Annotated in this window: 23 protein-coding genes; 6 read left to right on the top strand and 17 right to left on the bottom strand. The window is 62.3% G+C overall.

The window, feature by feature from the left end; genetic code table 11:
• Window positions 1-5: 5 nt before the first annotated feature.
• Window positions 6-2,432 carry a TonB-dependent receptor gene (locus ACUJ46_RS07780; RefSeq protein WP_445389896.1) on the bottom strand — a complete coding sequence of 809 codons (2,427 nt, stop codon included), beginning with the start codon at window positions 2,430-2,432 and terminating at the stop codon, window positions 6-8.
• A 249-nt stretch (window positions 2,433-2,681) separates the two neighbouring features.
• Here ACUJ46_RS07780 and ACUJ46_RS07775 point away from each other — a divergent pair, with 249 nt between their 5' ends.
• The 4 genes from ACUJ46_RS07775 to ACUJ46_RS07760 are packed head-to-tail and all read left to right on the top strand — an operon-like array spanning window position 2,682 to window position 5,252.
• Window positions 2,682-2,972, top strand: a complete 291-nt coding sequence (locus ACUJ46_RS07775) for a DUF1330 domain-containing protein (protein ID WP_445389895.1) — start codon at window positions 2,682-2,684, stop codon at window positions 2,970-2,972.
• A complete protein-coding gene (locus ACUJ46_RS07770; protein WP_445389894.1) occupies window positions 2,969-3,433 on the top strand; it encodes a VOC family protein in 465 nt (154 codons plus the stop codon). The genes ACUJ46_RS07775 and ACUJ46_RS07770 overlap by 4 nt, the downstream gene beginning before the upstream one ends.
• 35 nt (window positions 3,434-3,468) lie before the next feature.
• Entirely contained in the window at window positions 3,469-3,921 is a 453-nt protein-coding gene (locus ACUJ46_RS07765; protein WP_445389893.1) for a VOC family protein, read from the top strand.
• On the top strand, window positions 3,918-5,252 hold the full coding sequence (locus ACUJ46_RS07760; protein WP_445389892.1) for an MFS transporter: 1,335 nt from the start codon (window positions 3,918-3,920) through the stop codon (window positions 5,250-5,252). Before ACUJ46_RS07765 ends, ACUJ46_RS07760 begins: the two co-directional genes overlap by 4 nt.
• A gap of 46 nt (window positions 5,253-5,298) precedes the next feature.
• Here ACUJ46_RS07760 and ACUJ46_RS07755 read toward each other — a convergent pair whose 3' ends face one another.
• From ACUJ46_RS07755 to ACUJ46_RS07710, 10 genes are read right to left on the bottom strand one after another with little or no spacing between them, the layout of a single operon-like run.
• Complete coding sequence (locus ACUJ46_RS07755; protein ID WP_445389891.1) at window positions 5,299-6,072, bottom strand: SDR family NAD(P)-dependent oxidoreductase; 774 nt, start codon at window positions 6,070-6,072, stop codon at window positions 5,299-5,301.
• Window positions 6,065-6,994 (bottom strand): hypothetical protein, encoded by a 930-nt coding sequence (locus ACUJ46_RS07750; RefSeq protein WP_445389890.1) that lies wholly within the window; start codon window positions 6,992-6,994, stop codon window positions 6,065-6,067. The genes ACUJ46_RS07755 and ACUJ46_RS07750 overlap by 8 nt, the downstream gene beginning before the upstream one ends.
• Complete coding sequence (locus ACUJ46_RS07745; protein WP_445389889.1) at window positions 6,991-7,758, bottom strand: enoyl-CoA hydratase/isomerase family protein; 768 nt, start codon at window positions 7,756-7,758, stop codon at window positions 6,991-6,993. Before ACUJ46_RS07745 ends, ACUJ46_RS07750 begins: the two co-directional genes overlap by 4 nt.
• Window positions 7,755-8,621, bottom strand: a complete 867-nt coding sequence (locus ACUJ46_RS07740) for a polysaccharide deacetylase family protein (RefSeq protein ID WP_445389888.1) — start codon at window positions 8,619-8,621, stop codon at window positions 7,755-7,757. The genes ACUJ46_RS07745 and ACUJ46_RS07740 overlap by 4 nt, the downstream gene beginning before the upstream one ends.
• Complete coding sequence (locus ACUJ46_RS07735) at window positions 8,621-9,421, bottom strand: SDR family NAD(P)-dependent oxidoreductase (RefSeq protein ID WP_445389887.1); 801 nt, start codon at window positions 9,419-9,421, stop codon at window positions 8,621-8,623. The genes ACUJ46_RS07740 and ACUJ46_RS07735 overlap by 1 nt, the downstream gene beginning before the upstream one ends.
• Window positions 9,418-9,726 (bottom strand): REDY-like protein HapK, encoded by a 309-nt coding sequence (locus ACUJ46_RS07730; protein WP_445389886.1) that lies wholly within the window; start codon window positions 9,724-9,726, stop codon window positions 9,418-9,420. Before ACUJ46_RS07730 ends, ACUJ46_RS07735 begins: the two co-directional genes overlap by 4 nt.
• A gap of 31 nt (window positions 9,727-9,757) precedes the next feature.
• The gene (locus tag ACUJ46_RS07725; RefSeq protein ID WP_445389885.1) at window positions 9,758-10,957 is read right to left on the bottom strand and encodes an amidase; all 1,200 of its coding nucleotides are present in this window, start codon (window positions 10,955-10,957) and stop codon (window positions 9,758-9,760) included.
• Window positions 10,954-12,315, bottom strand: coding sequence for a phenylacetate--CoA ligase family protein (locus ACUJ46_RS07720; protein WP_445389884.1), 1,362 nt, complete (start codon window positions 12,313-12,315; stop codon window positions 10,954-10,956). Before ACUJ46_RS07720 ends, ACUJ46_RS07725 begins: the two co-directional genes overlap by 4 nt.
• Window positions 12,312-13,592: an MmgE/PrpD family protein gene (locus ACUJ46_RS07715; RefSeq protein ID WP_445389883.1), complete on the bottom strand. Its 1,281-nt coding sequence runs from the start codon at window positions 13,590-13,592 to the stop codon at window positions 12,312-12,314. The genes ACUJ46_RS07720 and ACUJ46_RS07715 overlap by 4 nt, the downstream gene beginning before the upstream one ends.
• The gene (locus ACUJ46_RS07710) at window positions 13,589-14,824 is read right to left on the bottom strand and encodes an MmgE/PrpD family protein (RefSeq protein WP_445389882.1); all 1,236 of its coding nucleotides are present in this window, start codon (window positions 14,822-14,824) and stop codon (window positions 13,589-13,591) included. The genes ACUJ46_RS07715 and ACUJ46_RS07710 overlap by 4 nt, the downstream gene beginning before the upstream one ends.
• 35 nt (window positions 14,825-14,859) lie before the next feature.
• On the opposite strand from ACUJ46_RS07710, the gene ACUJ46_RS07705 reads away from it, so the two are divergent.
• Window positions 14,860-15,660, top strand: coding sequence for a GntR family transcriptional regulator (locus ACUJ46_RS07705; protein ID WP_445389881.1), 801 nt, complete (start codon window positions 14,860-14,862; stop codon window positions 15,658-15,660).
• A 5-nt stretch (window positions 15,661-15,665) separates the two neighbouring features.
• On the opposite strand, the gene ACUJ46_RS07700 is transcribed toward ACUJ46_RS07705, so the two are convergent.
• The 5 genes from ACUJ46_RS07700 to ACUJ46_RS07680 form a co-directional block, all read right to left on the bottom strand.
• Window positions 15,666-16,739 (bottom strand): CaiB/BaiF CoA transferase family protein, encoded by a 1,074-nt coding sequence (locus tag ACUJ46_RS07700; protein WP_445389880.1) that lies wholly within the window; start codon window positions 16,737-16,739, stop codon window positions 15,666-15,668.
• A gap of 9 nt (window positions 16,740-16,748) precedes the next feature.
• Entirely contained in the window at window positions 16,749-17,963 is a 1,215-nt protein-coding gene (locus ACUJ46_RS07695) for a CaiB/BaiF CoA transferase family protein (protein ID WP_445389879.1), read from the bottom strand.
• The gene (locus tag ACUJ46_RS07690; RefSeq protein WP_445389878.1) at window positions 17,960-19,138 is read right to left on the bottom strand and encodes an acyl-CoA dehydrogenase family protein; all 1,179 of its coding nucleotides are present in this window, start codon (window positions 19,136-19,138) and stop codon (window positions 17,960-17,962) included. The genes ACUJ46_RS07695 and ACUJ46_RS07690 overlap by 4 nt, the downstream gene beginning before the upstream one ends.
• Before the next feature lie 95 nt (window positions 19,139-19,233).
• Window positions 19,234-19,743: a MaoC family dehydratase gene (locus ACUJ46_RS07685; RefSeq protein ID WP_445389877.1), complete on the bottom strand. Its 510-nt coding sequence runs from the start codon at window positions 19,741-19,743 to the stop codon at window positions 19,234-19,236.
• The gene (locus tag ACUJ46_RS07680) at window positions 19,736-20,596 is read right to left on the bottom strand and encodes an HpcH/HpaI aldolase/citrate lyase family protein (protein ID WP_445389876.1); all 861 of its coding nucleotides are present in this window, start codon (window positions 20,594-20,596) and stop codon (window positions 19,736-19,738) included. Before ACUJ46_RS07680 ends, ACUJ46_RS07685 begins: the two co-directional genes overlap by 8 nt.
• A gap of 9 nt (window positions 20,597-20,605) precedes the next feature.
• Here ACUJ46_RS07680 and ACUJ46_RS07675 point away from each other — a divergent pair, with 9 nt between their 5' ends.
• Window positions 20,606-21,622, top strand: a complete 1,017-nt coding sequence (locus tag ACUJ46_RS07675) for a DUF1838 family protein (protein WP_445389875.1) — start codon at window positions 20,606-20,608, stop codon at window positions 21,620-21,622.
• Window positions 21,623-21,710: 88 nt separating this feature from the next.
• Here ACUJ46_RS07675 and ACUJ46_RS07670 read toward each other — a convergent pair whose 3' ends face one another.
• Window positions 21,711-22,394 (bottom strand): hypothetical protein, encoded by a 684-nt coding sequence (locus tag ACUJ46_RS07670; protein WP_445389874.1) that lies wholly within the window; start codon window positions 22,392-22,394, stop codon window positions 21,711-21,713.
• Window positions 22,395-22,399: the final 5 nt, after the last annotated feature.

Here is a 22,399-nt window from a genome sequence, read left to right as displayed (position 1 = left end):
TCAGGTCAGAAGGAACCGCTCAGGGTGACGCCGAACTGGCGCGGCATGGCAGGCGTGACCGCGAAGCCGCGCTGTGACAGGCCATTGAGCGAAGGGGCTGCGAAGTCGACATAGCGCAGGATCGCATTGGGCGTGTCGTTGTCGAACAGGTTTTTCACCCAGAAGCGCAGGCTGAGATTGTCCTTGCGCAGGCCGGCTGCGAGGTTCACCCGGGTTGCATCGCCCGTTTCAGCCAGGTTGTGGATCTGGGCGAAGAAGGAAGAGCGATAGACGACATCCCCGCGGGCGAAGAATTCGAGTCCGTTGCTTCCGAGCGGTAGATCGAGCGCGGCGCTGAACGATGCCTGGTGCTTCGACACGAGCGGCGGAGTCTTGCCCGAGATGTCGGCAAAGGTGGCGCAGGGCGTGGGCGCCGTTGTGATGGTGCCGTCACCCAGCTTCTGGCCCGGGTTGAGCACTGTCTCGGGGTTGGCGCATCCGCCGGTTGTGGGCAGGAATGCGCCCGGAACCGCCGGGTTTGGCACGAGGCCTGTGCCCGTCGATCCACCCAGCAGGACTGCCTGGTCCACACTGGAGCCACGGGTGATTTCGGCGTCGATGAAGGAGTAGGTGCCCGACAGCGTCAGGAAGTCCGTGATGCGCCATGCAGCCTCGAACTCCAGGCCCTTGATCTCCGTGTCCCCGACATTGTCGCTGTAGGAATCGACACTGCCGTTCGGACGGGTGAAGGTCGTCGAGAGAACCTGGTCGCTATAGTCGATGTAATAGCCGGAAAGATTGGCCGTCAGGCCAGGCAGCGGCTGCGACTTGATCCCCAGTTCGTAATTGCGGAGATTTTCCTCGCCATAGGTTGTCTTGCTTGCGGTAAGCGGGTTGAAACCGCCCGGCGCATTGCCTTCCGAGAACACGCCATAGATCATCAGCGTGTCGGTGGCCTGATAGTTGACGGTGATGCGCGGCAGGAAGGCCGTGTAGCTGGCGTCACGGAATGCGCCATCGCCAAGGATCACGCGATCCGGCTGGGCGGCATTGGGGAACAGGTCGCCGAGAAGATAAGCCGTGCCGGGGCGGGTGCCGATCTCGTCGCGGGCGTAGCGGATTTCCGCCCCGACCGTCAGGCGGCTGGTGATGTCATATTCGGCCGAGGCGAAGGCGGCATAGTTGGTTGTGACCCGCCCTTCCTGAACCTTGTCATAGCCCAGCTCGGTGTGTTTGCGGCCATAGGTGGTGTAACGGCTGCGGTCATCGAAGAAGAATGCGCCGACTTCGTAGCGGAACGCCTTTTCAGCCGGAGACGAAAGACGCAGTTCGACAGAAATGGCCTGCCGTTTAGTCTCGTTGTCCGTATTGAATCCCGACACTCCGAAATTGCAATCCGGCACGAAATTCGCGCAGACGAAGGGCGAGGCGATGAACAGGGCCGTCTGATCATTGTACGTCTGGTCGGTACCGGTCTTTTCGCTGATGTCGCTGAAGCCTGTCAGCACGCTCATGGTGTAACCACTGTCGCCCAGGTTGGCCTTGGCCGTGCCGACGAACCGGTGCGAGTTGCGCAGGATGCCGGGGTTGATCAGGTCTTCGGTATTGAGCGCGAGCCTGCTCGGGAACTTCACCACGCCTTTGTAATAGCCGCGGCTGCCCTCTGTATAGATGTTGTTGAATGACGAATCCTGAAGGGCGATGGCGAAATGATCGTCATCATCGCGGGTGTACAAGTAGGTCAGCCCCGCTTCGAAATCGCTCGAACGGAAACGCAGGCCGGCGGTTGCTGAAATGGTTTCCTGGCTTAGTCTGTCGCCGGTTGTCTCGTCCTTGAAGAATCCGTCAAGGCTGTAATATTTGCCGGCGACAAAGCCGCTGAAGCCTTCACCCAGCGGAATCTCGATGCGGCCCGAAATCTTGTAGTCGCCATATTCGGCGGCGCTCATTTCAAAGCGGCCGCCAAGCTCTTCTGCAAGCGGCTGGCTGACATAGTTGATCGCGCCGGAAAGCGTGCCACGGCCATAAATGGCGCTTTGCGGACCCTTGATGATTTCGACTCGGCGGAAATTCGCGAGATCGAGAGCCGACGTGTCTCCGATGAATGGCACGCCATCGACAAAGAAGCCGACCTTGCCTTCAGAAATCAGGATATTGGACGTACCGCGGATCACCGGCCGGTCCCCGTCACGACCGAAGGCGGACTGCTGCTGGAAGCCCGGCGTGAAGTCCGACAGTTCATCCATGTTCTGGATGTTGGCTTCGGAAATCAATTGTTCACCAAAAACGTTGACCGTCAACGGAACGGACTGGAGGCTTTCTTCCCTCTTGCGCGCCGTGACGATGATCTCGTCGAAGGCCGATGCGCCCGCCATCTTGTTTCCATCCTGCGCGTTGACTGCGGTGCCAGTCAACGCGGTGGCCAGAAGCAGGCCGATTTTCCCGGTTTTCATGCCACGATACTCCCTGAATTTTATTTATTGACCAAGAAAGCGTACTAGAGTGTTATGCAATTTGTCCAGACAAATTTGGGCGTGCAATTGTCGTTATGACTCCAGTGCGGCATGGGCCAGAAGCATCGGGCGTGAGCCGTGTACGAAGGGAAGGAATGTGGCTGATGACGGGAATTCATCGTTCGGCCCAGCCCGGCCCGGCCGGCATGCCCTCACCGCTGAAGGAGCGCGCCTTTCATGCCTGCATATATGATCGTGATTGCCAGTATTGGTGACCGGGAAGCCTTTCTGTCCGGCTATGGCAAGGCGGCCGGACGGCTGGTAGAGCGCATGGGTGGCCGTTACCTCTTGCGAGCCCCCGGAGCCGAACTGCTTGAAGGCGCTTTTGGAAATGACGCTTCGATGGTCATTTCCGAATGGCCGGACAAGGAAGCCGCCCGCACATTCTGGAACAGCCCGGACTATGCCGCGATACGGAAGCTGCGCGAGGGCATAGCCGAATGCCAGGTGCTGCTTATCGAAGCGACGTCCTTGGCATGAGCGCCATTCTCAAGCGCACAACATTGATGGTGCGCGACATCGAGCGCGCTGCCGGCTGGTATGGACAGGTTTTCGGCATGACGCGCTGGCTGGACATGCCCTTCACCCTTTCGGGGACGCAGCTGGCCGCCGGAGCGAAAGGCGATCGCACCCGGCTTGTGGTCATGAAATGCGCGGATGATGTGATCGGCATGATCGGGCTGATGCAGTGGATTGATCCGCCCATGCCCGCACCGGCGGAGTTGCCGGAACGCATCGCCTTCGGAGCACCTGTTTTCGTGATGGCGGTGGATGACGCGCGTGCCACGACAGCACGGGCGCGCGCGCTCGGATCGCGCATCCATGCCGAACCGGAGGCATGGTCTGTTGCGTTACCGGATGGCAGCGTGCGGAAAATGCTGGGCAGCTCCTTCTGGGATCTCGACGGATATTTTTTTGAAGTGAACCAGATTCTGGTGTGAATTCAATCTGCCTTCAGGGCAGGGAAGGAAGCAGGATGAACAAGCCGCAAGTGCGTTTCCAGCGGGCGAATTATGTCGTCAGGGATATCGAGCGCGCACTCACATTCTATCGTGACGTGTTGGGATTCGAGGAAACCTACCGGCTGCCGCATAATCCCGAAAGCTATTCGATAACTGTATTCGACATCCCCCAAGGTGCGACCAACGGCTTTTCCGTGCTGTCGGCCCCCGGTCAGCCCCGCGTGATGGCCCTGACCGAAATCCGTGACGTGTCGATTGCCCCGGTGCCGCCCCCCCATCGCAGCGCCATCGTGCTTGAGGTGGCAGATCCGGACAGGGTGGCCGGGGAGGCCCGCGCGCTTGGCCTCAAGGTGCACCGAGAGGAAGTATTACACGCCCATGACGGCCGGATCGGGCGAGAGATCGGGATCGTGGATTTCGATGGCAACCTCGTGGTGATCTACCTTTTGCCGGATGAAGCCTCATGAGCGGGTTGGATACCGCCAGCAGGGAAGCGCCCTATCCATCGGCGCGAGCGGGTTGGTTTCTCGTGGTGATGCTGACCATTGCCTACATCTTCAGTTTCGTTGACCGGTACATCCTTGGCCTGCTGATAGAGCCGGTAAAAGCTGACCTTGGCCTGACAGACGAACAGATTGGCTGGATCATCGGCCCGGCTTTCGCAATCTTCTATGCCACAATGGGGCTGCCGCTCGGCTGGCTTGTCGATCGCGCGCGCCGGACCTGGATCGTGGCGGCCGGCATATTGGTCTGGTCGTTGGCGACGGCCGCTTCCGGCCTCGCGAAGAACTTCTGGCAGCTGTTTGTTGCCCGGATGAGCGTGGGTGTCGGTGAGGCGACGTTAAGTCCTGCCGCCTTTTCGATGATCGCTGACAGCTTCCCCAGCGAACGGCGGGGCAAACCCATCGCCTTCTACAACGCGGCCCTTACCCTTGGCGGCGGGATTGCCTCCCTCATCGGCGGGATCGTGCTGACATGGGCAAAGACTACGAGCAGCATTGATGTGCCACTGGCCGGCACGATCGCGCCATGGCAGTTGACCTTCTTTATCGTCGGCCTGCCCGGGATTCTGGTGGGCATCTTCTTCCTCCGTATCCGCGAGCCGCAGCGACGTGCCGCCGACCGCGAGGATGCAAGCCTCAAGGGCAATGGGCTGTTCGATGCGCTTGGCTATGCCGGCCGCCATGCCGGCACCTATCTGGCCTTTGTTTCGATGGCATGCGTCATGACCATCGTGGCTTACAGCCACGGCTTTCTGCCAGCCACATTCCAGCGGCGCTGGAACTGGGAGCCGGAATATTTCGCCTTCGTCAACGCTGTCGGCCTGCTGATGATTGGGCCGGCAAATGCCCTGCTGGCCGGTTTTCTTTCCGATCGCTGGAGCCGGCAAGGGCGGGTGGACGCGCCTTTCCGCATCTTCCGTATCGGCTTCATCCTGCTGTTGCCCACCGCAGTGATACCCTATTTCATGCCAGACCCGAAGCTGGCCTATGCAGTGCTGCTTATCAATACGGTAGGCATCGGCATGGTTTCTGCCGTGGGGGTGACGGCACTGTTCCTTATCACGCCGGCGCAGATCCGGGGCCAGATGGTTGCCCTCTACTATATGGCGATCAGCCTTGCCGGTCTTCTGTTCGGCCCGACCAGCGTAGGCATTTTGTCGACCCGTGTTTACGGCGAGACCAATCTCCATCTTGCCATGGCCACGGTTCCGCTTCTCTTCGGGATCGTGCCGCTTCTGCTTCTGCCGGTGACGACGCGTTTGTTCCGGAAGCAGATGGCGCGTTTCGAAGCCTGATGGCCGGACCCCGGCATAACGAGGGGCCGGCTGCCATGCCGGCCCATCAGGACATGAAGGCCCCGCCGCTTACATGAAGGACCGAGCCTGTCATGTAGGATGATGCCGGGCCGAGGAGGAACAGCACGGGGCCGGCCACGTCTTCGGGCGTGGCCATGCGCGCCAGCGGGATCTGGCTGAGATAGGCGTCCATGTCGAAGCGCAGGGGCGCTTCGGGATCGAGGCTGCGCCCGCGGCCGCCACGGAGGAAGGGCGTGTCCACGGCGCCCGGCGAGACGAAGTTGATGCGCACATTGGGCGCGACTTCGCGCGCGACACTCTGGCCCATGGCAACCATGCCGGCCTTGGCGGCGACATAGGGCGCATAGCCGGGCTGCGGGATATAAGCCATGTCGCTTGTGAGCATTACGACGCTGGCCGGACCACCATGAGTGAGAAGCGGGAGCGAGGCCCGCAGGCAAAGGGTCATCAGCCGCAGATTGCCGGCGAAAATCTCGTCGATCTGATCGACCGACCAGTCGCCCAACGGCATCCGCTGGCCTGCAAAGCCGGATGCGATCACCAGCCCATCGAGCCGCGGCATTGCCTTGCCAAGCGCGGTAATGGCACGCTCGACAGACGCCGCATCGAGGCCGTCGAAGGCGATAGCGTGGGCAGCCGGTGTCGGCGCCTCGGAAAGCGAGCGTTCAAGGTCGAGGGCGGCGACCTTGCAACCGGCATCGACCAGTTTCCGGACGATATCGGCACCGATGCCGCCACAGGCTCCCAGAACCGCGATGGAAGCGCCCGCGGGCGGCAGGAAGGTGAAAGTGTCAGTCATGTTCGATGCATTCCACAAGTTCGCCCGCTGGCCCGATGAAGCTGGCGGCGCGCCGTCCGTCATAGGGATGGCCGGGCAGGGCCGAGGGTGGCGAGAGCCAGTCGATCCCGAGGCTGTCGATATTGTCCACTGCAAGCGTGATCAGGGCATTTCCCGGGGGCAGCATGCCGTCATGCCGTGGGCGGACGCAGGCCTCGGCGGGATACTGGTCCACTTCAAGGATCGTCATGCGCCCGTTCTGCACCATGGTCAGGTCGGTGCGGTGACTGTCCGGCAGGCCGAAGGCCTGGTTGATCATCCTATAGGACAGGTTGAAGCTGTCGGCCCGTTGCAGACCGAGCTTTTGTTCATACCAGCGAAGGGTCGCCTCCAGATTGTCGGTGGCGAGTATTGCGATGAAGATGCGATCGACTGGCGAGCGGGCCCGCGGCAGATCGCAATTGGGCATGTCGGCCCGCACCTCGTTCAGGTAGAGCATTTCCCGTCCGCGGCCGAGCACCTGCATGGGCACGAAATAGGCCATGCCTTCCAGTTCCCTGGGCAGGCCCTGGATGTCGAATCCAGAGCCTTCCAGCCTGCCCGGCCAGCCGAACACGTCCTGGACGGTCAGTTCATAGGCTGCCCAGCCGAAGCTGGTTGTGGGCTTGAAGCCGGGGTGATCCGGCTGCTCGACAAGGCGGAGCGCGCAAGGGGCACCACTTGCAGGCCGCAGCACCGCCATCGCCCGACCGGCGCAGCCGGGCGCCCCCCAGCTTGAAGCAAGCAACGGATCGACGACACCCTGTTCCACCAGTTCGAGGCCCAGGATATCACGGTAGTCGGCCATCGACGCTGCCAGATCGGGAACGGTCGACAGGCCGCCGATGATCTTGCCCTGCGGAATCTGGGCCTGTGCCATCCTGTCAGTGTCGGCGCCGCTCACTGGAATATCGCCTTGCGTTTCTCGATGAATGCCGACACGCCCTCCGAGAAATCGGCTCCATCGAAAGCGGCAGAGAAAAGGGCGCGTGTCTCATCATCATCATGCGCCTGCCCGTCGAGCACGCGCCTGACCATCGCCTTCGACATGCGCTGGCTATGGCCCGAGACGGCCGATAGGTCCGCGACCAGCTGGTCGGCAGTGGCATGGGGATCTTCGGCAAGCTCGGTGATGAGGCCGATGCGCAGCGCTTCTTCCGCCGGGATCAGCGCGCCAGTGAACAGGATACGCTTGGCCTGTGAGGGGCCGACGAGATCGACCAGCAGCTTGGTGTCGTGCAATGGATAGACAAGGCCCAGCTTGGCTGGCGTGATGCCGAAGCGCGCTGCCGGGCCAGAGATCCGGAAATCGCAAGCAAGCGCCAGGCCGCAGCCACCGCCGATGCAGTCCCCCTCGACAAGGGCGATGGTTGGCTTGGCGGCCCGGGCAAGTTCATGCTGCACGCGATTGATGGATGCCTGGTTCGCTGCCCGCCAGACCGGGTCGCGCGCGCCGCTCGCGAACTCCTTGATGTCGGCGCCGGCACAGAAGGCCCCGCCGGGATCGGCGGCCCGCAGAACCAGAACCCTGACGGAAGGGTCCGCCATGGCATCGGCCAGAAGGTCAGGGAAGGCATCCCACATGGCCTGGCTGAACGCATTGCGGGCCTGTGCCCTGTCTATCAGCAGATGGGCTGCGGCGCCCTTGTGTTCGAGGCGCAGGCTCATGCCGGGTCAACCTTCGCCAGGTGCTGCGCGATCTGGTGGCGGGTGGTCACCCACACGCCTTCATGCTTGCGGACATGGCGGAAGAATTCTTCCAGCGCCCAGATGCGCCCGGGGCGGCCGATGATCCTGAGGTGGAGCCCAAGCGACATCATGCGGCCGAGGCCCCGCTGGCCTTCACGCAAGATCTGGTCGAAGTTCGCCTTGGCGTAATCCAGCCACTGGTGCGGGGTCAGCGCCGGGTCCGTCCACATCTTCATGTCGTTGTTGTCGAGCTGATAGGGTACGATTGCGATGGGCTTTCCGGGCACGGTCCGGCGGTCCCAGAAGGGCACGTCGCCGGAATAATCATCCATGTGGTAGGTGAAGCCTTCCTCGATCAGCAGGCGCCGGGTGTTGTCCGTATGGAAGTAGCGGGAAAGCCATCCATAGGGTCGCACACCCACTGTCTTTTCGATCGACTGGACCGCCTTGCGGATGAACTCCCGTTCCTTTTCCTCGTCCATCTTGAACTGGTGCACCCAGCGCCAGCCATGGCTGACAGGCTCATGCCCGAGTTCCGCTATCGCCTGAGCAATCTCCGGGTGGTTTTCGAGGCTCAGGGCGGCAACCGTCCAGCTGGCGAGGATGTCATAATCCTTCAGCAGCCGCACGATGCGGGGTGCACCCGCCTTGATGCCATAGAGATAGTTGCTTTCATTGCCATAATTGCGGATCGGCGAGCGGATGTGGATACCCAGTTCGTCCACTGGTTCCATGCCGCGGTCGCCGCGCGCCACGGTCATTTCGCTGCCTTCCTCGACATTGACGACAACCGACAGCGCCATTTTCGCGCCGTTTGGCCAGATGATGCTTTCCTCATTCATCAGTGCATTTCCTCCCCGCCCGAAACATTGAGTGCTTCGCCGGTCACGTAAAAGGCTTCGTCGCTGGCAAGCCATGCGCAGGCAGCCGCCGTGTCGCTGCCAAGGCCGGGGCGACCCATGGGGTTTTTCCGGTGCATGTTCTGGAGATAGGCTTCGACAGATTCAAAGCCGAGAAGCTTCGAGAAATAGGCATTCTGCTGTTCGCCCAGACCCGTCGTCACATGGTTGGGGCATATGGCGTTGACGGTGATGCGGTGGGCGCCGAGTTCGAGCGCTGCCGCCCGTGTCAGCCCGATCATGCCATGCTTGGAGCTGACATAGGCCGGCAGATGCGGGAAAGCGGACTTGGCCGCCTGCGAGGCGATGTTGATGATCCGGCCGCCCTTGCCGGCGGCGGCCATGGCGCGGCCAGCGGCCTGTGTGCAGTAAAAGGCGCCGGAGAGGTTGACGGCGATCACCGTTGCCCAGTCCGCCGGGTCCACTTCAATCAAGGGCTTCATCATGAAGCCGATCCCCGCATTATTGACCAGAATGTCGATGCTGCCGAACCGTTCGACTGCATGATCGACCATGGCCTGGCATTGCCCCGGCTGGGTCACGTCACAGGCGATCGTGGCGACTTCGGCGCCACGGTCGCGCAAATCCCCGGCCACAGCTTCCGCTTCGGCATCAATCGACAGGTCCGAGACGATGCAATTGGCGCCTTCGTCGGCAAAGCGCTGCAGAATGGCCTGCCCCAGTCCCTTCTGTTTTCCCGAGCCAGTGACGACGATGGTCTTTCCGGCGAAACGGCCGGTCATTGCAGGTCCTCCGTCAGGATGAATTGCGGATTGTCTGCGAACTGCTGGAATGGGGCCGCCATCTTCTGGAAGATTTCGGTCGAGATGTCGGCAACAAAGCCATCCATGCTTTCGATGTCGATAACCTCGACATAGTCGTAGGGCGAGGGTGCATCCGAGCCGAACAGGCCTGTCGCCTTGTGAACACTGAAGCGCCTGACGGACCCGAGGGCATTGACGCCGGGAATGTCGGCGTCGCGCGCCCACGCTTCATAGGCGGCCGGATCAACGCCTTCCTTCAGGTTGAACAGCACGATGATGCGCATGGAGGTTCCTTTCTGTGCGGATCCTGAAAGATCAGGGATTGAGAAAATGGGCCGGTGGGCGCCCGGCACGGAGCCTGGCGTCGAGCTGACGGGCGAGTGCGAAAAGCCCGGCTTCATGGCCGCGCCTGCCGATCAGCTGCACGCCAACCGGCAAGCCGTCTTCGGTCCAGCCGGCGGGGAGCGTGATGGCCGGCAGATCGGCCATATTGGCAAGGCAGGTGAAATCCGCCTGGTTCGCCGGTGCTGGCGTGCCATGGGCGAAGGCCGGCTGCGGCGCAGTCGGCAACAGGATGGCCGAGGCTTGCTCAAGGACTGCATGCAGCGCATCCGACGTGCTGGCCATGATGGACCTGTCTTCGGCAAGGCTTTCGGGTTTGCGACGCGTGCCATGGGCGATGAGCTGGCGCAGATGCGGGGAAAGCGCCTCTTCGGCCAAGCCATCGAGCGCCTCGCTCAAAGCCCGGGTCGTGGCGATGAAGCCCGCATAACGGATGCGCGACGGCGAATGGGGCAGGGTGAAGCGTTCATGCACCGCGAGCGCTTCGCAGGCCTTTTCATATGCCGTCAGCACCCGGGGCGCGCATTCCACGTCACCCAGCCCCTCAAGCGTGACGACAGGGCCGTCGATGCCCGCTTCGCCGAACTTGCTCATGATCCGCGCCGCCCGCTCAAGCATGTCGGGGTCGCGCGCAAGCGGGCCGATCACGTCCAGCGATGGTTCCGCGATTTCCAGCCCGTCCTGGCTGACGGCGGATTGGGCCGGTTTGAAGCCCCAGACACCGCAATAGCTGGCCGGTATGCGCACGGAGCCCATGGTGTCGGTGCCCAGCGCAAGATCGCAAAGACCAGCAGCGACGGCCGAGCCGCTGCCGCCCGAGGAACCGCCCGGCGTATGGCCGATGCGGTGCGGGTTTTCCGTTCGCCCGAAGAAGGGGTTGTCCGTCGTCGCCCCCAGGGCTGCTTCCTCCATGTTGAGCATGCCGATGAGGGCGGCCCCGGCATTGCGCAGCGCCGCCACCGTTGTCGCATCCCGTTGGGCGATGCGGTCCCGGTGGAGGGCCATGCCAGCTGTCCAGGGCTGGCCTTTGACCGCAATATTGGCCTTCACGCCCACCGTCACGCCCTTCAGCGGCCCTTCGCCGGGCCTTGCGGAGCGATCGATGCTGGTGAAGGCGTTGAGGGACGCGTTGGCAGCCTCGATCCGGTCGAAGTCGATCAGCGCCTTGTTCACAGGCCGCGCCTGTCGATAAGACGGATCGGCTTCTGCCGCGTGTCGATCTGGGTTTCGGCGGCCGTGTCTCCGGCGCCGACCAGGCGGATGCCGACTTCGATGCCGATTCCCTTGCGGAGAAGGGCTGCGATTTCGGTTTCATCCGTGCCGCCACGGGTTTCGAGAATGACCAGCATCTCATCCCGGCCACCTGCATCCCGGGTCACGTGGCAGATGAATTCGCCCGTCAGGTCGACGCGATTCTCGATCATGGCGCCGATGGCGTGAGGGAAGATGTTGATTCCCCGGAGCTTCACCATGTTGTCGCTGCGGCCCTTGAAGCCTGAAATGCGGCGGAAGACCATTCCAGTCTGGTTCGCGCCGATGATTTCCTCGGTGATGTCGTGGGTGTTGAAACGTATGCAGGGCGCGATGTCGTCCTTGAACAGGCAGGTCACCACCATGTCGCCGGTGGCGCCGGGGGCCACGGCCGTTCCGCCATCGATGTCGAGAAGTTCGAGATATTGCGCGTCTTCCCAGACATAGAGGCCGTCACGGTCCGGGCCTTCTCCGGCGATGGTGCCGGTATCGCCGACGCCATACCAGTCATAGGCTTTCGCGCCCCGCCATGCCTTTTCGGTCGAGGCGCGGTCTTCGGTGCCAAGATGGCCGATGATCATCCGCAGGTTGATGCGGTCGAACAGCTTCTCCGCTTCCGCCACTTCGGCGAGCTTGCGGATATAGTCCACAAAGCCGACCATGCAGGTGACGCCGAAATCGGCCATCAGGTGCACCTGGTTGACCGAACGCGTCTCGATGCCCGTTCCGGCGCTCAGGAAAAGCGAATTGGTGTAGTGGGTGACTGCCTCGCGGATGTAGTGGCCGCCATTGATCATGCCATGGCCATAGACCGACTGGACGACATCGTTCCGGCCAAGGCCCATCCAGCGGTACATGCGCCCGACCAGAAGATTGGTGATCTCGCGGCCTTTCGGCCCGAACATCAGCGGCTGCGGTCTTCCCGTGGTGCCGCTCGTGGTGTGGAAGATGACCGGTGTGTCGCCGCGTCCATCGAAATCGCCATAGGGGGGGTGGGTGTTCACCGAGGCCATCAGGTCCGACTTGTCGTAGACCGGCAGCTTCACGATATCCTCGAGGCTGCGGATGTCGCCGGGCTCGATCCCCTTTTCACCCCACAGCCGCTGATAGAAGGGAATTTCCCAGCCGCGCTTCATGACCTTGAGAAAGCGGGCATTCTGCAGCGCATGCAGTTCATCGCGCGACATGCGTGTGTAGCGATCCACGAACGCCTCGCCGACCGGGTAGTCCTCCAGCATCTGCCGGGCATCGAAGGTTTCGAAATAGGTGGGGAAGGTCATTGTGGCTCCGTTGCGTAAAAGAGGGAGGCATCGAAGATGCGAGGGTCAGCGTCCGGTGCGAGGGCGCGGCACAGGTCGAGCTTTGCAGCCGTCTGGCGAGCGTCCATCGGGGCTTCGGGGCTGCCGAGATTGGCGCTGATGCAGCGCTCGACCACAGTCCCATCGGCAAGGGTGACGACCAGCCGCTGCGGTGACAGCGCATTGGCGTCAGGGTTGCCATCGAGTACGACTTCGACCTTTTCCGCCAGTGCGGCAATGGAGGTGTCGATGCGTGGGTCGATCAGGCCGTCGCGCAGCATCAGGGGCGCGAGAAACGCCAGGCAGAGCCTGTTGTAGGATTGCGGTGCACCGGACTGCCAGGGCCGCCCGACGAGGCGGTGGATGAGGGGCGGCGCATGAAGCGTGATCCGCGCCACATTGTCCGCCGTGACCAGCCCTTCCTCGCGCAGCGTCCACAGCGCCCCGAGCGCACCATGGCTTGCCCGGCCGGAAGGGTAGGGCTTGATGCTGACTTCGCCGATCCTCCAGTCTTTTCCGAGGCCGGATGTATAGGATTCGATGTCGATAGGCTCGATGAGCGCCTTGTAGCCGAAGGGGCCGTCAAGGATGTCACGCGGTCCGTCCAGCCCGGCCCTCGCGCAATCGACCGCCATGATCGCGGCGCGCGCGGCATTTGCGATCTGCAGCGGCAGCGCCACGGATGCCTCGACATGCGCCTGCATGGTGCCTGAAAGGAAACTGTAGGCAAGGCCGGCTGCATTGGCCATCTGCGGCCGGGAAAGCGCTTCCAGACGTGCGACGGCCAGCGTTGCACCAATGACCCCGGCGGTTGCCGGACGGAAGAAGCGCATGGCACCAGTAGCGGCAAGGCCAAGGCCACTGGCGATATCAACCCCGACAGCGAGGGATGCAAGAAATGTTTCCCTGTCGGTCCCGCCCTGCCGGTCGGAAGAGGCGAGAAGGGCGGCCGTCACCACGGACAGGGCATGAACCACTGCTTTTTCATGCACGGCATCCCATTCGAGGCAGTGGATGGAAAAGCCGTTGAAGAAGGCCGCCGAGGGTGCAGGCAGGCGTTTGCCGCCCAGGCTCCGTGCTTCCGTGCCCGCACCCCAGCCATGAACCGCAGCGCACAGTTTCACTGCTTCCGGAGAGGCAGCGCCTGCTGCCCCTGCCGCCAGCGTATCGGCCAGCAGCCGTTCGGCATCGGCACGGATGGCATCGGGAAGCCGGTGGGGTGCGGCTGCAAAATCCAGTATGTCGTGCATGCTGTTCATGACAGCCAGTCTTCCAGAAGGGCAGGGATGGATGCCGTGTCAGTGCCTTCAAGGGCGATTGCGATGGCGCGGTCCGCCTCGGCGGGGGGCAGGCCACCCCAGGCGATGAGTGCGCGCAGCTTGGCGATGATGCCGTCAACGTCGAGCGGCCGCTCCGGGTCGCCCAGCGTGTCGATCCTTTCGCAGCTTTCACCACCGCATTGCACACGGGCGCCGAAATGCGTCGGATAGCGTGCGGTGAATTCGGCTGACTCCACCAGCTTCACGCGTGTGCGGCTGGCAGCGGCTTCAGCGATGGCGGCCGGCTCGAAATCGGCCAGCGCTGGCTCGCCCTTGTCTGCGACGAGGGCGACGGCATGCTGGATGGAGAATTTCGCCTGGATCACGCTGTCCGGGGCCGGACGGTCGCAGAAAGTCAGGGCGTCGGCATAGGTCTCCACAAGGATTTCACCTTCAAGCGTGCCGAGCCTCTCCTTGAGACCAAGAGCCGCATCGATGGCCGGATGGGCATGTCGGCAGGCTCCCCAGGGCTTGAAAGATACATCATGCATTCGCCAGCCGTCTTTCAGATGCAGGGGGCGCGGCTCGGCGCATGTGGCGGCGTGAAGTCCCTGCGGTCCTTCCAGAATGAAGCGCGGGCCACCTGCGCCGGCCCTGGCCGCGCGCGCTGCATCAAGGCCGCAGCGCGCGGCGTTCGCCACATGCCATTGCTTGGCGTCACAAGGCTCATGGCGCATCTGCCAGAGACCGCCGGTGACGGAGCCGGCAAGACCCATTGCATCGGCGAGCATGTCCTCACTGGCGTCGGGGGCTTCCACGCACAGTGCGGCCACGGCCGCCCCGAAGGCACCTGCAGTCGCCGTATTGTGCCAGAAAGCATAATGGCGCGCATCGAAGGTGGAACCGATGGCGATCATCGCCTCATAGCCACGCACGGCGGCATCCAGCAGGGAATCCATGCCACCATTGCCATGAGCCGCAAGGCACACGGCCCAGACTACGGGACCGGGGTGGAGGATGGCCGCGCGATGGACATCATCCATTTCCAGCAGGTTCGCGAGCCACGCGGCACGAAGCGACGGGCCTGCCGAATGGCTGCGCGCAATGGTCGCGGTGCGGGACAGGCGCGCGCCTGCCACACAGGCAAGCCAGTCAAGAAGATGAAGTCGCGCTCTAGCGCGGTCGGTTTCCTCGATCCGGCGCTTCAGATGTCCGGTCAGCCTCTTTGTCAAGCCAGCTTGCATCATGCTGCACGGCCCATTAGGCAATGAGAACTGTTTCGCCTTCTGGCGCAATAATCCTTTGCAGCAATCGGCAAGAAAAAGGCATGGCGAGCAAGAAAAACACTAAGCCCCGATACGTTCTGCTGGCTGATGAACTTCGGCAGGCGGTTCTGCGCGGCGATTTTGCCGACGAAGGAAGCTTTCCGACAGAGTCGGTCCTCTGTGAAAAACATGGTGTCAGCCGTTTTACAGTGCGCGAGGCGCTGCGGCTTCTTACGGAGGAAGGGCTGATTACCCGTTTGCGCGGCTCGGGCACCAAGGTGCAGCCGGCGTCGGCCCGGGCTGGCGCGTTGCACCAGCCTCTGTCGAACGTCGGCGAGATCCTTCAATATGCCAAGGACACGCGCATCAACTTCGAGCCGCGCGGAATGAGCGAGATTGACCCGGATATTGCCGAGCACATCGGTGTTGCCGTTTCCGGCGAATGGTTCGCCTTCCGTGGCATCCGACGAAAGCAGGGGCGCCGCCGTCCCATCGCCCTTACCGATGTGTGGCTGCATCCTGACCTTGCCGATGCCGTTGCAAGGTTCGATGACGCCAGCCCCACCCTCTTTGCGCAGATCGAAGTCTATTCCGGGCGCAAGGTGAAGCGCATCACCCAGGACATTCAGGCGATCGCCGCCAGTGAAGAAGTGGCGGAAATTCTCGGAATCGAACCTTCTGGGCCAGTGCTCAGGATCCTGCGGGCCTATTTCGACAAGCGTAACGAATTGTACGAGATTTCCGTGAACTATCACCCTGGCGAACGCTTCGCCTATTCCATGCACATCGAGGCGGACGGATAAACGCATCAGCCGGCTTCGCTGTCGCGGTTGCGCCAGTCCGGCGTGTCGGACATGCGGATGGCGGGTGCAATCTGATGGGCGCCACCATGCTCGAACATCAGGCCGCGTTCCTTCAGGAAGGGCTGGTCGAAGGCTTCGCGGAAATCGAGCACAGGGGAAAAGGCTACATCCTTGTCGGCGAACCAGTCTTCCCATTCCGCTCGCGTGCGGCTCGAAAATGTGTCCTGCAGAAAGGCGATGAGCAAATCCTGCTGCCCCGCCGGCTGGTCCGCCATGGCGATCAGATCCTCACGGCCGAGCGCGACAAGTAGGGTGCGGACAAATTTGGTCTCGCGCCCGCCCAGCACCACATGCCGGTCATCCTTCGTGCGATAGACATGGTAGAATGCCGCGCCCCCCAGTGAGCGCTGGGCACGCGAAACGGGCGATGGTCCGCCGGCAATCGCGGTTCCGGCAATATGTGCGCACCATGGCAGCAGGCTTTCGAACATCGCGATGTCGAGATACTCGCCGCGCCCTGTGCGCTGCCGGCCAATCAGCGCCATCAGAACGGCGGAGAGGCCGGTAAGTCCTGCTGCCATGTCGGCAGAAGGCACGCCGGGGACTACGGGCGTTCCGTCGGCCCCGTCGTTGACGGACAGGAAGCCGGCCAGCGACTGGACAGCCATGTCATGGGCCGGATGCTCCGCCATGCTGCCAGTCTGTCCGAATGCCGAGATCGAGCAGTATATGATGGCAGGGTTGCGCGCCGATACAGCCTCGTAACCAAAGCCAAGCCGCTCCATGACACCTGGCCGGAAACCTTCGACCAGCACGTCTGCGTCGGCCAGATGCGCCCAGAGGGCCTCCCGTCCGGCCTCCGTCTTCAGATCGAGGCGGGTGCAGCGTTTTCCGCGATTGAGGTTGCGGAACCATACGGACTGCCCGGCTTCCATGGGCTCCATGGCGCGCGCCGGATCACCCGTTGGCGGTTCGACTTTCATGACGTCGGCGCCCTGATCCGCCATCATCAGCGTCAGCATGGGGCCCGGCAGAAAAAGCGAAAGGTCAACGACGCGAATGCCCGCGAGTTTGCTCATGTCCTGTTCCTAGATCACGCCGTCCGATTTCAGTCGCGCGCACGCGGCATCATCATAGCCAAGCTCTTTGAGAAGGGATTCGGTATTTTCGCCCAGCAGCGGCGCTGCCTGCACAGGAAGGCGCCTGCCATCCACCTTGATAGGGCTTGTCAGCACCTTCAGGCCTTTTCGATCCGGATGGTCGACCGTCTGGATCATGCCGGTTTCGCGCAGGAAAGGGTTGTCGAGCGCCTCGTCCAGGCTGTTGACTGCAGCGACGGGCATATGACCTTCGAGAAGGTCAAGCCAGTGGCGTGTCGGGCGTGTGGAGAGGATTTCGTCCAGCACTTCGGTCAGCGTATCCCGATTGGCAAGTCGATCGGCAGGGGTCACGAAGCGCGGGTCCGCAGCCAGTTCGGCATGCCCGATGCGCTCGCACAATATGGTCCAGAACTTGGGCAGCTGGGCCATCACGAAGATCCAGCCGTTTTTCGTGCGGAACAGCTGGCTGGGCGTGACGGACGGATGGGCCGAGCGGGCGACGCGGGTCGTGATGTCGCCCTCGTTCATGTACCAGATGGCCGGGTAGCTGGTCTGGTGAACAGCAGCCGAGAGAAGGTCGACGTCCACATCCCGGCCCCTGCCACTGCGCTCCGCGTCCAGAAGGGCGGCGAGGAGCCCGACGGACATCATCGTGCCAGTCATGAAATCGACCATGGACAGACCGAAGCGCGCCGGAGGGCTGTCGGGTTCGCCTGTCAGGCTGAGGAAGCCGGCCTCGGCCTGCATCAGATAATCATAGCCGGGCCATTTGGCGCGCGGATTGTCCCGGCCGTAGGCGGACAGGTGCACACAGACGAGCGCGGGATTCACATCCTTCAATGCCTCGTAGGTGAGGCCCAGCTTGCCGGGAATGTCGCCGCGCGCATTGTTGGCGACGACATGGGCGGTGGCGGCAAGCTTTCGGAAGATTTCCTGGCCTTCGTCCGTCCCCAGATCGAGGGTCAGGGACTTCTTGTTGTAATTGAAGGTCTGGAAATAGAGGCTTTCGCCCTTGCGCAGGAAATGCGGGCCGACGGCGCGCGCCGTATCGCCGCCACCCACGCCATCCCTGGCTGGCGGCTCGATCTTGATGACCTCGGCGCCGAGCTGGGCAAGGAACAGGGTGCCGTAGGGCCCGGCCCCATATTGTTCGACTGAAAGGATGCGGTAGCCGGCCAGCGGCAGGGAAGGGCTGTCGCTCATGCCGGGTTCCGCTTGACCCACTGCCTGGCGATGATCATGCGCTGCATTTCATTGGTGCCTTCGCCGATGCACATCAGGATCGAATCCCGATAGAAGCGCTCGATGTCATATTCCTTGGAATAGCCATAGCCACCGTGGATCCGCAGCGCTTCCTCGCTGTTGCGGACAGCTGCTTCAGAAGCGAAGAATTTCGCCATTCCCGCTTCCATGTCGCAGCGGTCACCAAGATCATAGGCCCTGGCTGCATCGAGCATGAGCAGCCGTGCGGCCCGGGCATTGGTAACCATTTCCCCCAGCTTCAGCTGGATGGCCTGATGCTCGGCAATCGGCTTGCCCATGGTGTGGCGCAGCTGGGCATATTCTGTGGCGAGCCGCAGGGCGCCCTCGGCAAGGCCGACACCGCGCGCGGCGACATTGATGCGGCCCAGTTCCAGTCCGCCGGTTGCCTGGAAGAAACCCTTGCCTTCGACGCCGCCGATGAGGTTTTCGGCGGGAATGCGGTAATCGTCGAACATCAGTTCAGCACTGTCGATCGACTTGTAGCCGAGCTTGTCAAATTTCTTGCCCACGCTGAAGCCTTCGCCCTTGGGGGCGATCATCAGGCTCATGCCCTTGTAGCGCGGGTCGGCGTTCGGGTCGGTCTTGACCAGCAGGGCGAAGCAGCTGCCCTGGATGCCGTTGGAGATCCAGGTCTTGGTGCCGTTGATGACATAGCTGTCCCCCTCTCGGCGGGCGATGGTGCGGATCGCCTGCAGGTCGGTGCCCGCATTCGGTTCGGTCAGGGCAAGACCGCCGCGGATTTCGCCGGTCGCGAATTTGGGCAGCCACTTCGCCTTCTGGTCTGGCGTGCCGAAACGCTCGACGGCTGCCGCCATGATCAGGTGCGAATTGACGATGCCGGTGATCGCCATCCAGTAGGAGGAAATATGCGCGATTATCTTGGCATAGGTTGTCGCCGGAAGGCCGAGGCCGCCATACTCCTGGCCGATCGTTGCGCCGAACAGCCCCATTTCCGTCATCTGGGCAACGAGCTTTTCCGGCCAGATGTCGCTATGGTCATGCTCCTTGACGACAGGCGCGACTTCTTTCTGCACCCACTTCTCGATACTGTCGAGGAGGGCTGCCTCTTCGTCCGGATCAATTGTCCTCGGTTCGAATTCCTGTGACGTCGCCATTGTGTTTCTTCCTGATCGGGCTTGTCATTCAAGCTGGTGCGTGAAGCCTGCCGGCGGGCGCTCAGACCCGCCGCGCCTGTCGTTCGGTCGGGTTCTCAGTCATCCATCGGCCCGAAGCCGCGCTTCCAGACCAGCATCGTCCGCTTGAAACTGCATACGATGTCGCCATGCTGGTTCTTGCCAATTGTCTTGACGGTCACGACCCCCTGTTGCGGTCGCGACGCGGACTCGCGCTTGTCCAGCACTTCGCTTTCCGCATAGAGCGTGTCGCCGGGAAACAGCGGGTGAGTAAGGCGGATCTCGTCCCAGCCCAGGTTCGCCACAGCCTTCTGGCTCACGTCGGACACGCTCATGCCCACCATCAGCGCGACTGTCAGCGGCGAGCAGACGAGCGGCTTGCCGAACTCGGTCTTCTTCGCGAACTCATAATCGAAGTGCGCCGGATGCGTGTTCATCGTGAGCAGGGTGAACTCGACATTGTCGGCGTCGGTGATCGTCCGGCCGGGGCGATGTTCGTAGATGTGACCCACTACGAAATCCTCGAAATACCGGCCGAAGGTTTCCCTGAAACGGCCGGGGGCAACTTCGATGACGCCTTCACGCATGTACCTGTCCTTTCGATCCTGTGTGCTTCTTGATTGTCGTTCCGGGCAGAGCCCCTCGGCCGGCGGCGCGCAGGATCTGCCGGTATCGTTGCATCACCGGCTCTTCCAGCATCCGCCCGCGGAAGGCGATGGCCTTGCCTCCGCCGGCTGCAAAGGCCGCCTCGGCCGCTTCTGCCTCGGCAATCTCTGCGTCCGTCGGGCGCATCGCCTCGGCGATGACAGGAAGCTGTGCCGGATGAATTGCGGCCTTGGCATGAAAGCCCAGGCTGCGCGCCGCCAGGCATTCGACGCGCAGGCCTTCCTCATCCTTCAATGACAGATAGGGAACGTCGATCGCCATCACCTGTGCCGATGCGCAGGCCATGATGAAGGCGCTCCGCGCCGCCAGAAGCGGCGTCCATTCCAGCTTGACGCCAAGCTGCGCCGAAAAATCCCCGCCACCGAACATCATCGCTCCGGTGCCCGGGACGGCGGCAATGGCATCAGCCTGCCTGAGGCCGCGCACTGTCTCGATCAGCGGCACGATGGGGGGGCACGTTTCGCCGAGCATGCGGGAAAGCAGTTCCGGTTCGGCGGCGCTTTCAACCATGGGGAGGAAAAGGGCGGCCGGCCGGATGTCCCGTTCGGCAATCGCAACCATGTCCCGCCAGCCAGCGCGCGTTGACATTCCGTTGACGCGCAGGGCGAGGCGCGCTTCGGCTTCGGTTCCCCGCGCAGCGGCGATCGCTGAAAGGGCAGCTTCGCGCGCACTGTCCTTTTCCGATGCGGGCACCGAATCCTCGAGATCGATGCACACCAGTTCGGCGCCGCTCGCCAATGCGCCAACTATGCGATCCGGTCGATTGCCGGGCACGAAAAGGAAATGTGTGAAACCAAGCATGATGTTTTGACCAAATGCCCCTTCCGGGCTAATTTGTCCGGACAAATGCGAAAGTCAAACAATTTCTGGCGAAAGGGAGTTGCCGTGATGAAGTGTATAGCTGGCTTGTGTTCCAGATTGGCGGCGGGGGTTGCGCTGGCGGGGCTTGCGTGGGGAGCCGCGCTTGCGCGCGATCTGGATCCGGCTGTTCCCGCTGATGCCGTGGAGATATCGAAGCGGATGCAGTGCGGTGCGGCTGACGGGGAGCCGGCCGTGTTTCACTGGTCCGGCAGGGTCTATTCCCGTGTCCAGGGGGAGCCGGACAGGCTTCTGTTCAGGGGCGAGGGAATGAATGTGCGGCGTTGCGTCGCTGTGGAAGATCCGGTGCGCGGAAAAGGCTATCGCATGGTCAGCCGCGAGATCATGCTTTTTCTCGATCCCAAGACAGGCGAGATCCTGCGAGAATGGAAGAACCCCTGGACCGGCGAGACCGTGGAGGTGATGCAGATCGCCAATGACCCGGTGAACAGCCGGCCCACCTATCCCAGGACAGCGGATGGAAAGCCCTTCAGCATTCCGACATTGATGCGGCAGGGCGACTGGCTGTTCATGCCGATCGAGGTGCCGCTCTTTTATCACAATGTCCTTGGCGGTGATTATCAGGATTATGTCGGCAACAAATATCATGCCATGGAGATTTTTGACTTTGCCGTTCCTGCCAACGACATTCTCGACGCGAGCAAGCCCACTGCCTACCCTTCGATAAGCTGGGTACGCATTTCAGACTGGATGCCCTGGATGAAGATGCGTGGCCGCCAGGGCCAGCTGGTGTTCAATGCTGTCGGCTCGAAGCTGCGCAAGGGTGCTGCGCTGCCTGCAGTTCTCCGCGAGGAAATCGCCCGCAACTATCCAGCCTATACGTCGCCCCCACCGGGTGATGACGACCGCCCGAATGAGACCACCTGGACTGTCTTCAGGAAGCTCGTCGATGAACGTCGGTCTGCCGGAAAGAAAGACTAGGGCAGAGCCTGCCGGATAATGATGCGGGCGGAAGTTTTGCCAGCTTCCGCCCGTTTTCCATGCCATGTTTACCGGCTGTGCAGCCTCTTCAGAAAGGCTTGATATTGCCCAGGAAAGCCGTTCCCAGCAGCAGCAGATAGACCACCCAGACCCAGACGCGCGACTGGTCCATGGTGCGCCTCAGGGGGATTTCGGTCGCATCGGACGAACCTTCGGCAATCAGCTTGCCCAGAAGCGGCCCTACAGGTTTGAACTTAACATCGATCATGATGGCGGCGCCGAAAATCAGGCCGAATAGAAGGGCCTTGGATGCCAGCCAGACGGGTTCCAGCGGCGCTCCACCCAGAAGAGAGGACAGGCCCAGCCCAATATAGAAAAGAGTCAGCGCGATCTTGAGAACGAACTCGATACGGTTGTTGCGCCGGGCGCGTTCGGTCTGGTCGTGCATATGTGCGTCCCAGACCAGCCAGAGCCAGGCGCCGCCGACCAGCCACGCAATCGCGAGGGCCCAGCCCGGCAACTCCCACCAGCCGCCAGCGTCGACCATGCTCAGTGTGAGCGGCACCATCAGCGCCCAGGCAGAACGCGGCACCATGTCGACGTTGACGAGTAGCTGAAGCAGGGCAAGTCTCTGTGGAAGTGTCCATTTTTCACGTTTCCGGAAATGCTGTCCAAGCATGAACACGCCTACATCCGCGCCCAGCCACAGCACGAAGAGCAGCAGGTGGCAGAAGACCAGCCACTGGTAAAAACTGACAGTCATCTCGGGCATCAGCC

The sequence above is a fragment of the Sandaracinobacteroides sp. A072 genome, assembly GCF_052616365.1.
Note: the sequence above shows the minus strand (reverse complement) of the source record. Positions and strands in the feature narration are given on the sequence as shown.

Bases quoted from the DNA above. Each gene is read 5' to 3' on its own strand.
- ACUJ46_RS07775 (WP_445389895.1), top strand. From the start codon at position 2,682: ATGATCGTGATTGCCAGTATTGGTGACCGGGAAGCCTTTCTGTCCGGC.
- ACUJ46_RS07765 (WP_445389893.1), top strand. From the start codon at position 3,469: ATGAACAAGCCGCAAGTGCGTTTCCAGCGGGCGAATTATGTCGTCAGG.
- ACUJ46_RS07770 (WP_445389894.1), top strand. From the start codon at position 2,969: ATGAGCGCCATTCTCAAGCGCACAACATTGATGGTGCGCGACATCGAG.
- ACUJ46_RS07780 (WP_445389896.1), bottom strand. From the start codon at position 2,432: ATGAAAACCGGGAAAATCGGCCTGCTTCTGGCCACCGCGTTGACTGGC.
- ACUJ46_RS07685 (WP_445389877.1), bottom strand. From the start codon at position 19,743: ATGCGTGAAGGCGTCATCGAAGTTGCCCCCGGCCGTTTCAGGGAAACC.
- ACUJ46_RS07695 (WP_445389879.1), bottom strand. From the start codon at position 17,963: ATGAGCGACAGCCCTTCCCTGCCGCTGGCCGGCTACCGCATCCTTTCA.
- ACUJ46_RS07745 (WP_445389889.1), bottom strand. From the start codon at position 7,758: ATGAGCCTGCGCCTCGAACACAAGGGCGCCGCAGCCCATCTGCTGATA.
- ACUJ46_RS07675 (WP_445389875.1), top strand. From the start codon at position 20,606: ATGTGTGAAACCAAGCATGATGTTTTGACCAAATGCCCCTTCCGGGCT.
- ACUJ46_RS07700 (WP_445389880.1), bottom strand. From the start codon at position 16,739: ATGAGCAAACTCGCGGGCATTCGCGTCGTTGACCTTTCGCTTTTTCTG.
- ACUJ46_RS07760 (WP_445389892.1), top strand. From the start codon at position 3,918: ATGAGCGGGTTGGATACCGCCAGCAGGGAAGCGCCCTATCCATCGGCG.
- ACUJ46_RS07740 (WP_445389888.1), bottom strand. From the start codon at position 8,621: ATGAATGAGGAAAGCATCATCTGGCCAAACGGCGCGAAAATGGCGCTG.
- ACUJ46_RS07715 (WP_445389883.1), bottom strand. From the start codon at position 13,592: ATGAACAGCATGCACGACATACTGGATTTTGCAGCCGCACCCCACCGG.
- ACUJ46_RS07730 (WP_445389886.1), bottom strand. From the start codon at position 9,726: ATGCGCATCATCGTGCTGTTCAACCTGAAGGAAGGCGTTGATCCGGCC.
- ACUJ46_RS07690 (WP_445389878.1), bottom strand. From the start codon at position 19,138: ATGGCGACGTCACAGGAATTCGAACCGAGGACAATTGATCCGGACGAA.
- ACUJ46_RS07720 (WP_445389884.1), bottom strand. From the start codon at position 12,315: ATGACCTTCCCCACCTATTTCGAAACCTTCGATGCCCGGCAGATGCTG.
- ACUJ46_RS07705 (WP_445389881.1), top strand. From the start codon at position 14,860: ATGAGAACTGTTTCGCCTTCTGGCGCAATAATCCTTTGCAGCAATCGG.
- ACUJ46_RS07670 (WP_445389874.1), bottom strand. From the start codon at position 22,394: ATGCCCGAGATGACTGTCAGTTTTTACCAGTGGCTGGTCTTCTGCCAC.
- ACUJ46_RS07755 (WP_445389891.1), bottom strand. From the start codon at position 6,072: ATGACTGACACTTTCACCTTCCTGCCGCCCGCGGGCGCTTCCATCGCG.
- ACUJ46_RS07735 (WP_445389887.1), bottom strand. From the start codon at position 9,421: ATGACCGGCCGTTTCGCCGGAAAGACCATCGTCGTCACTGGCTCGGGA.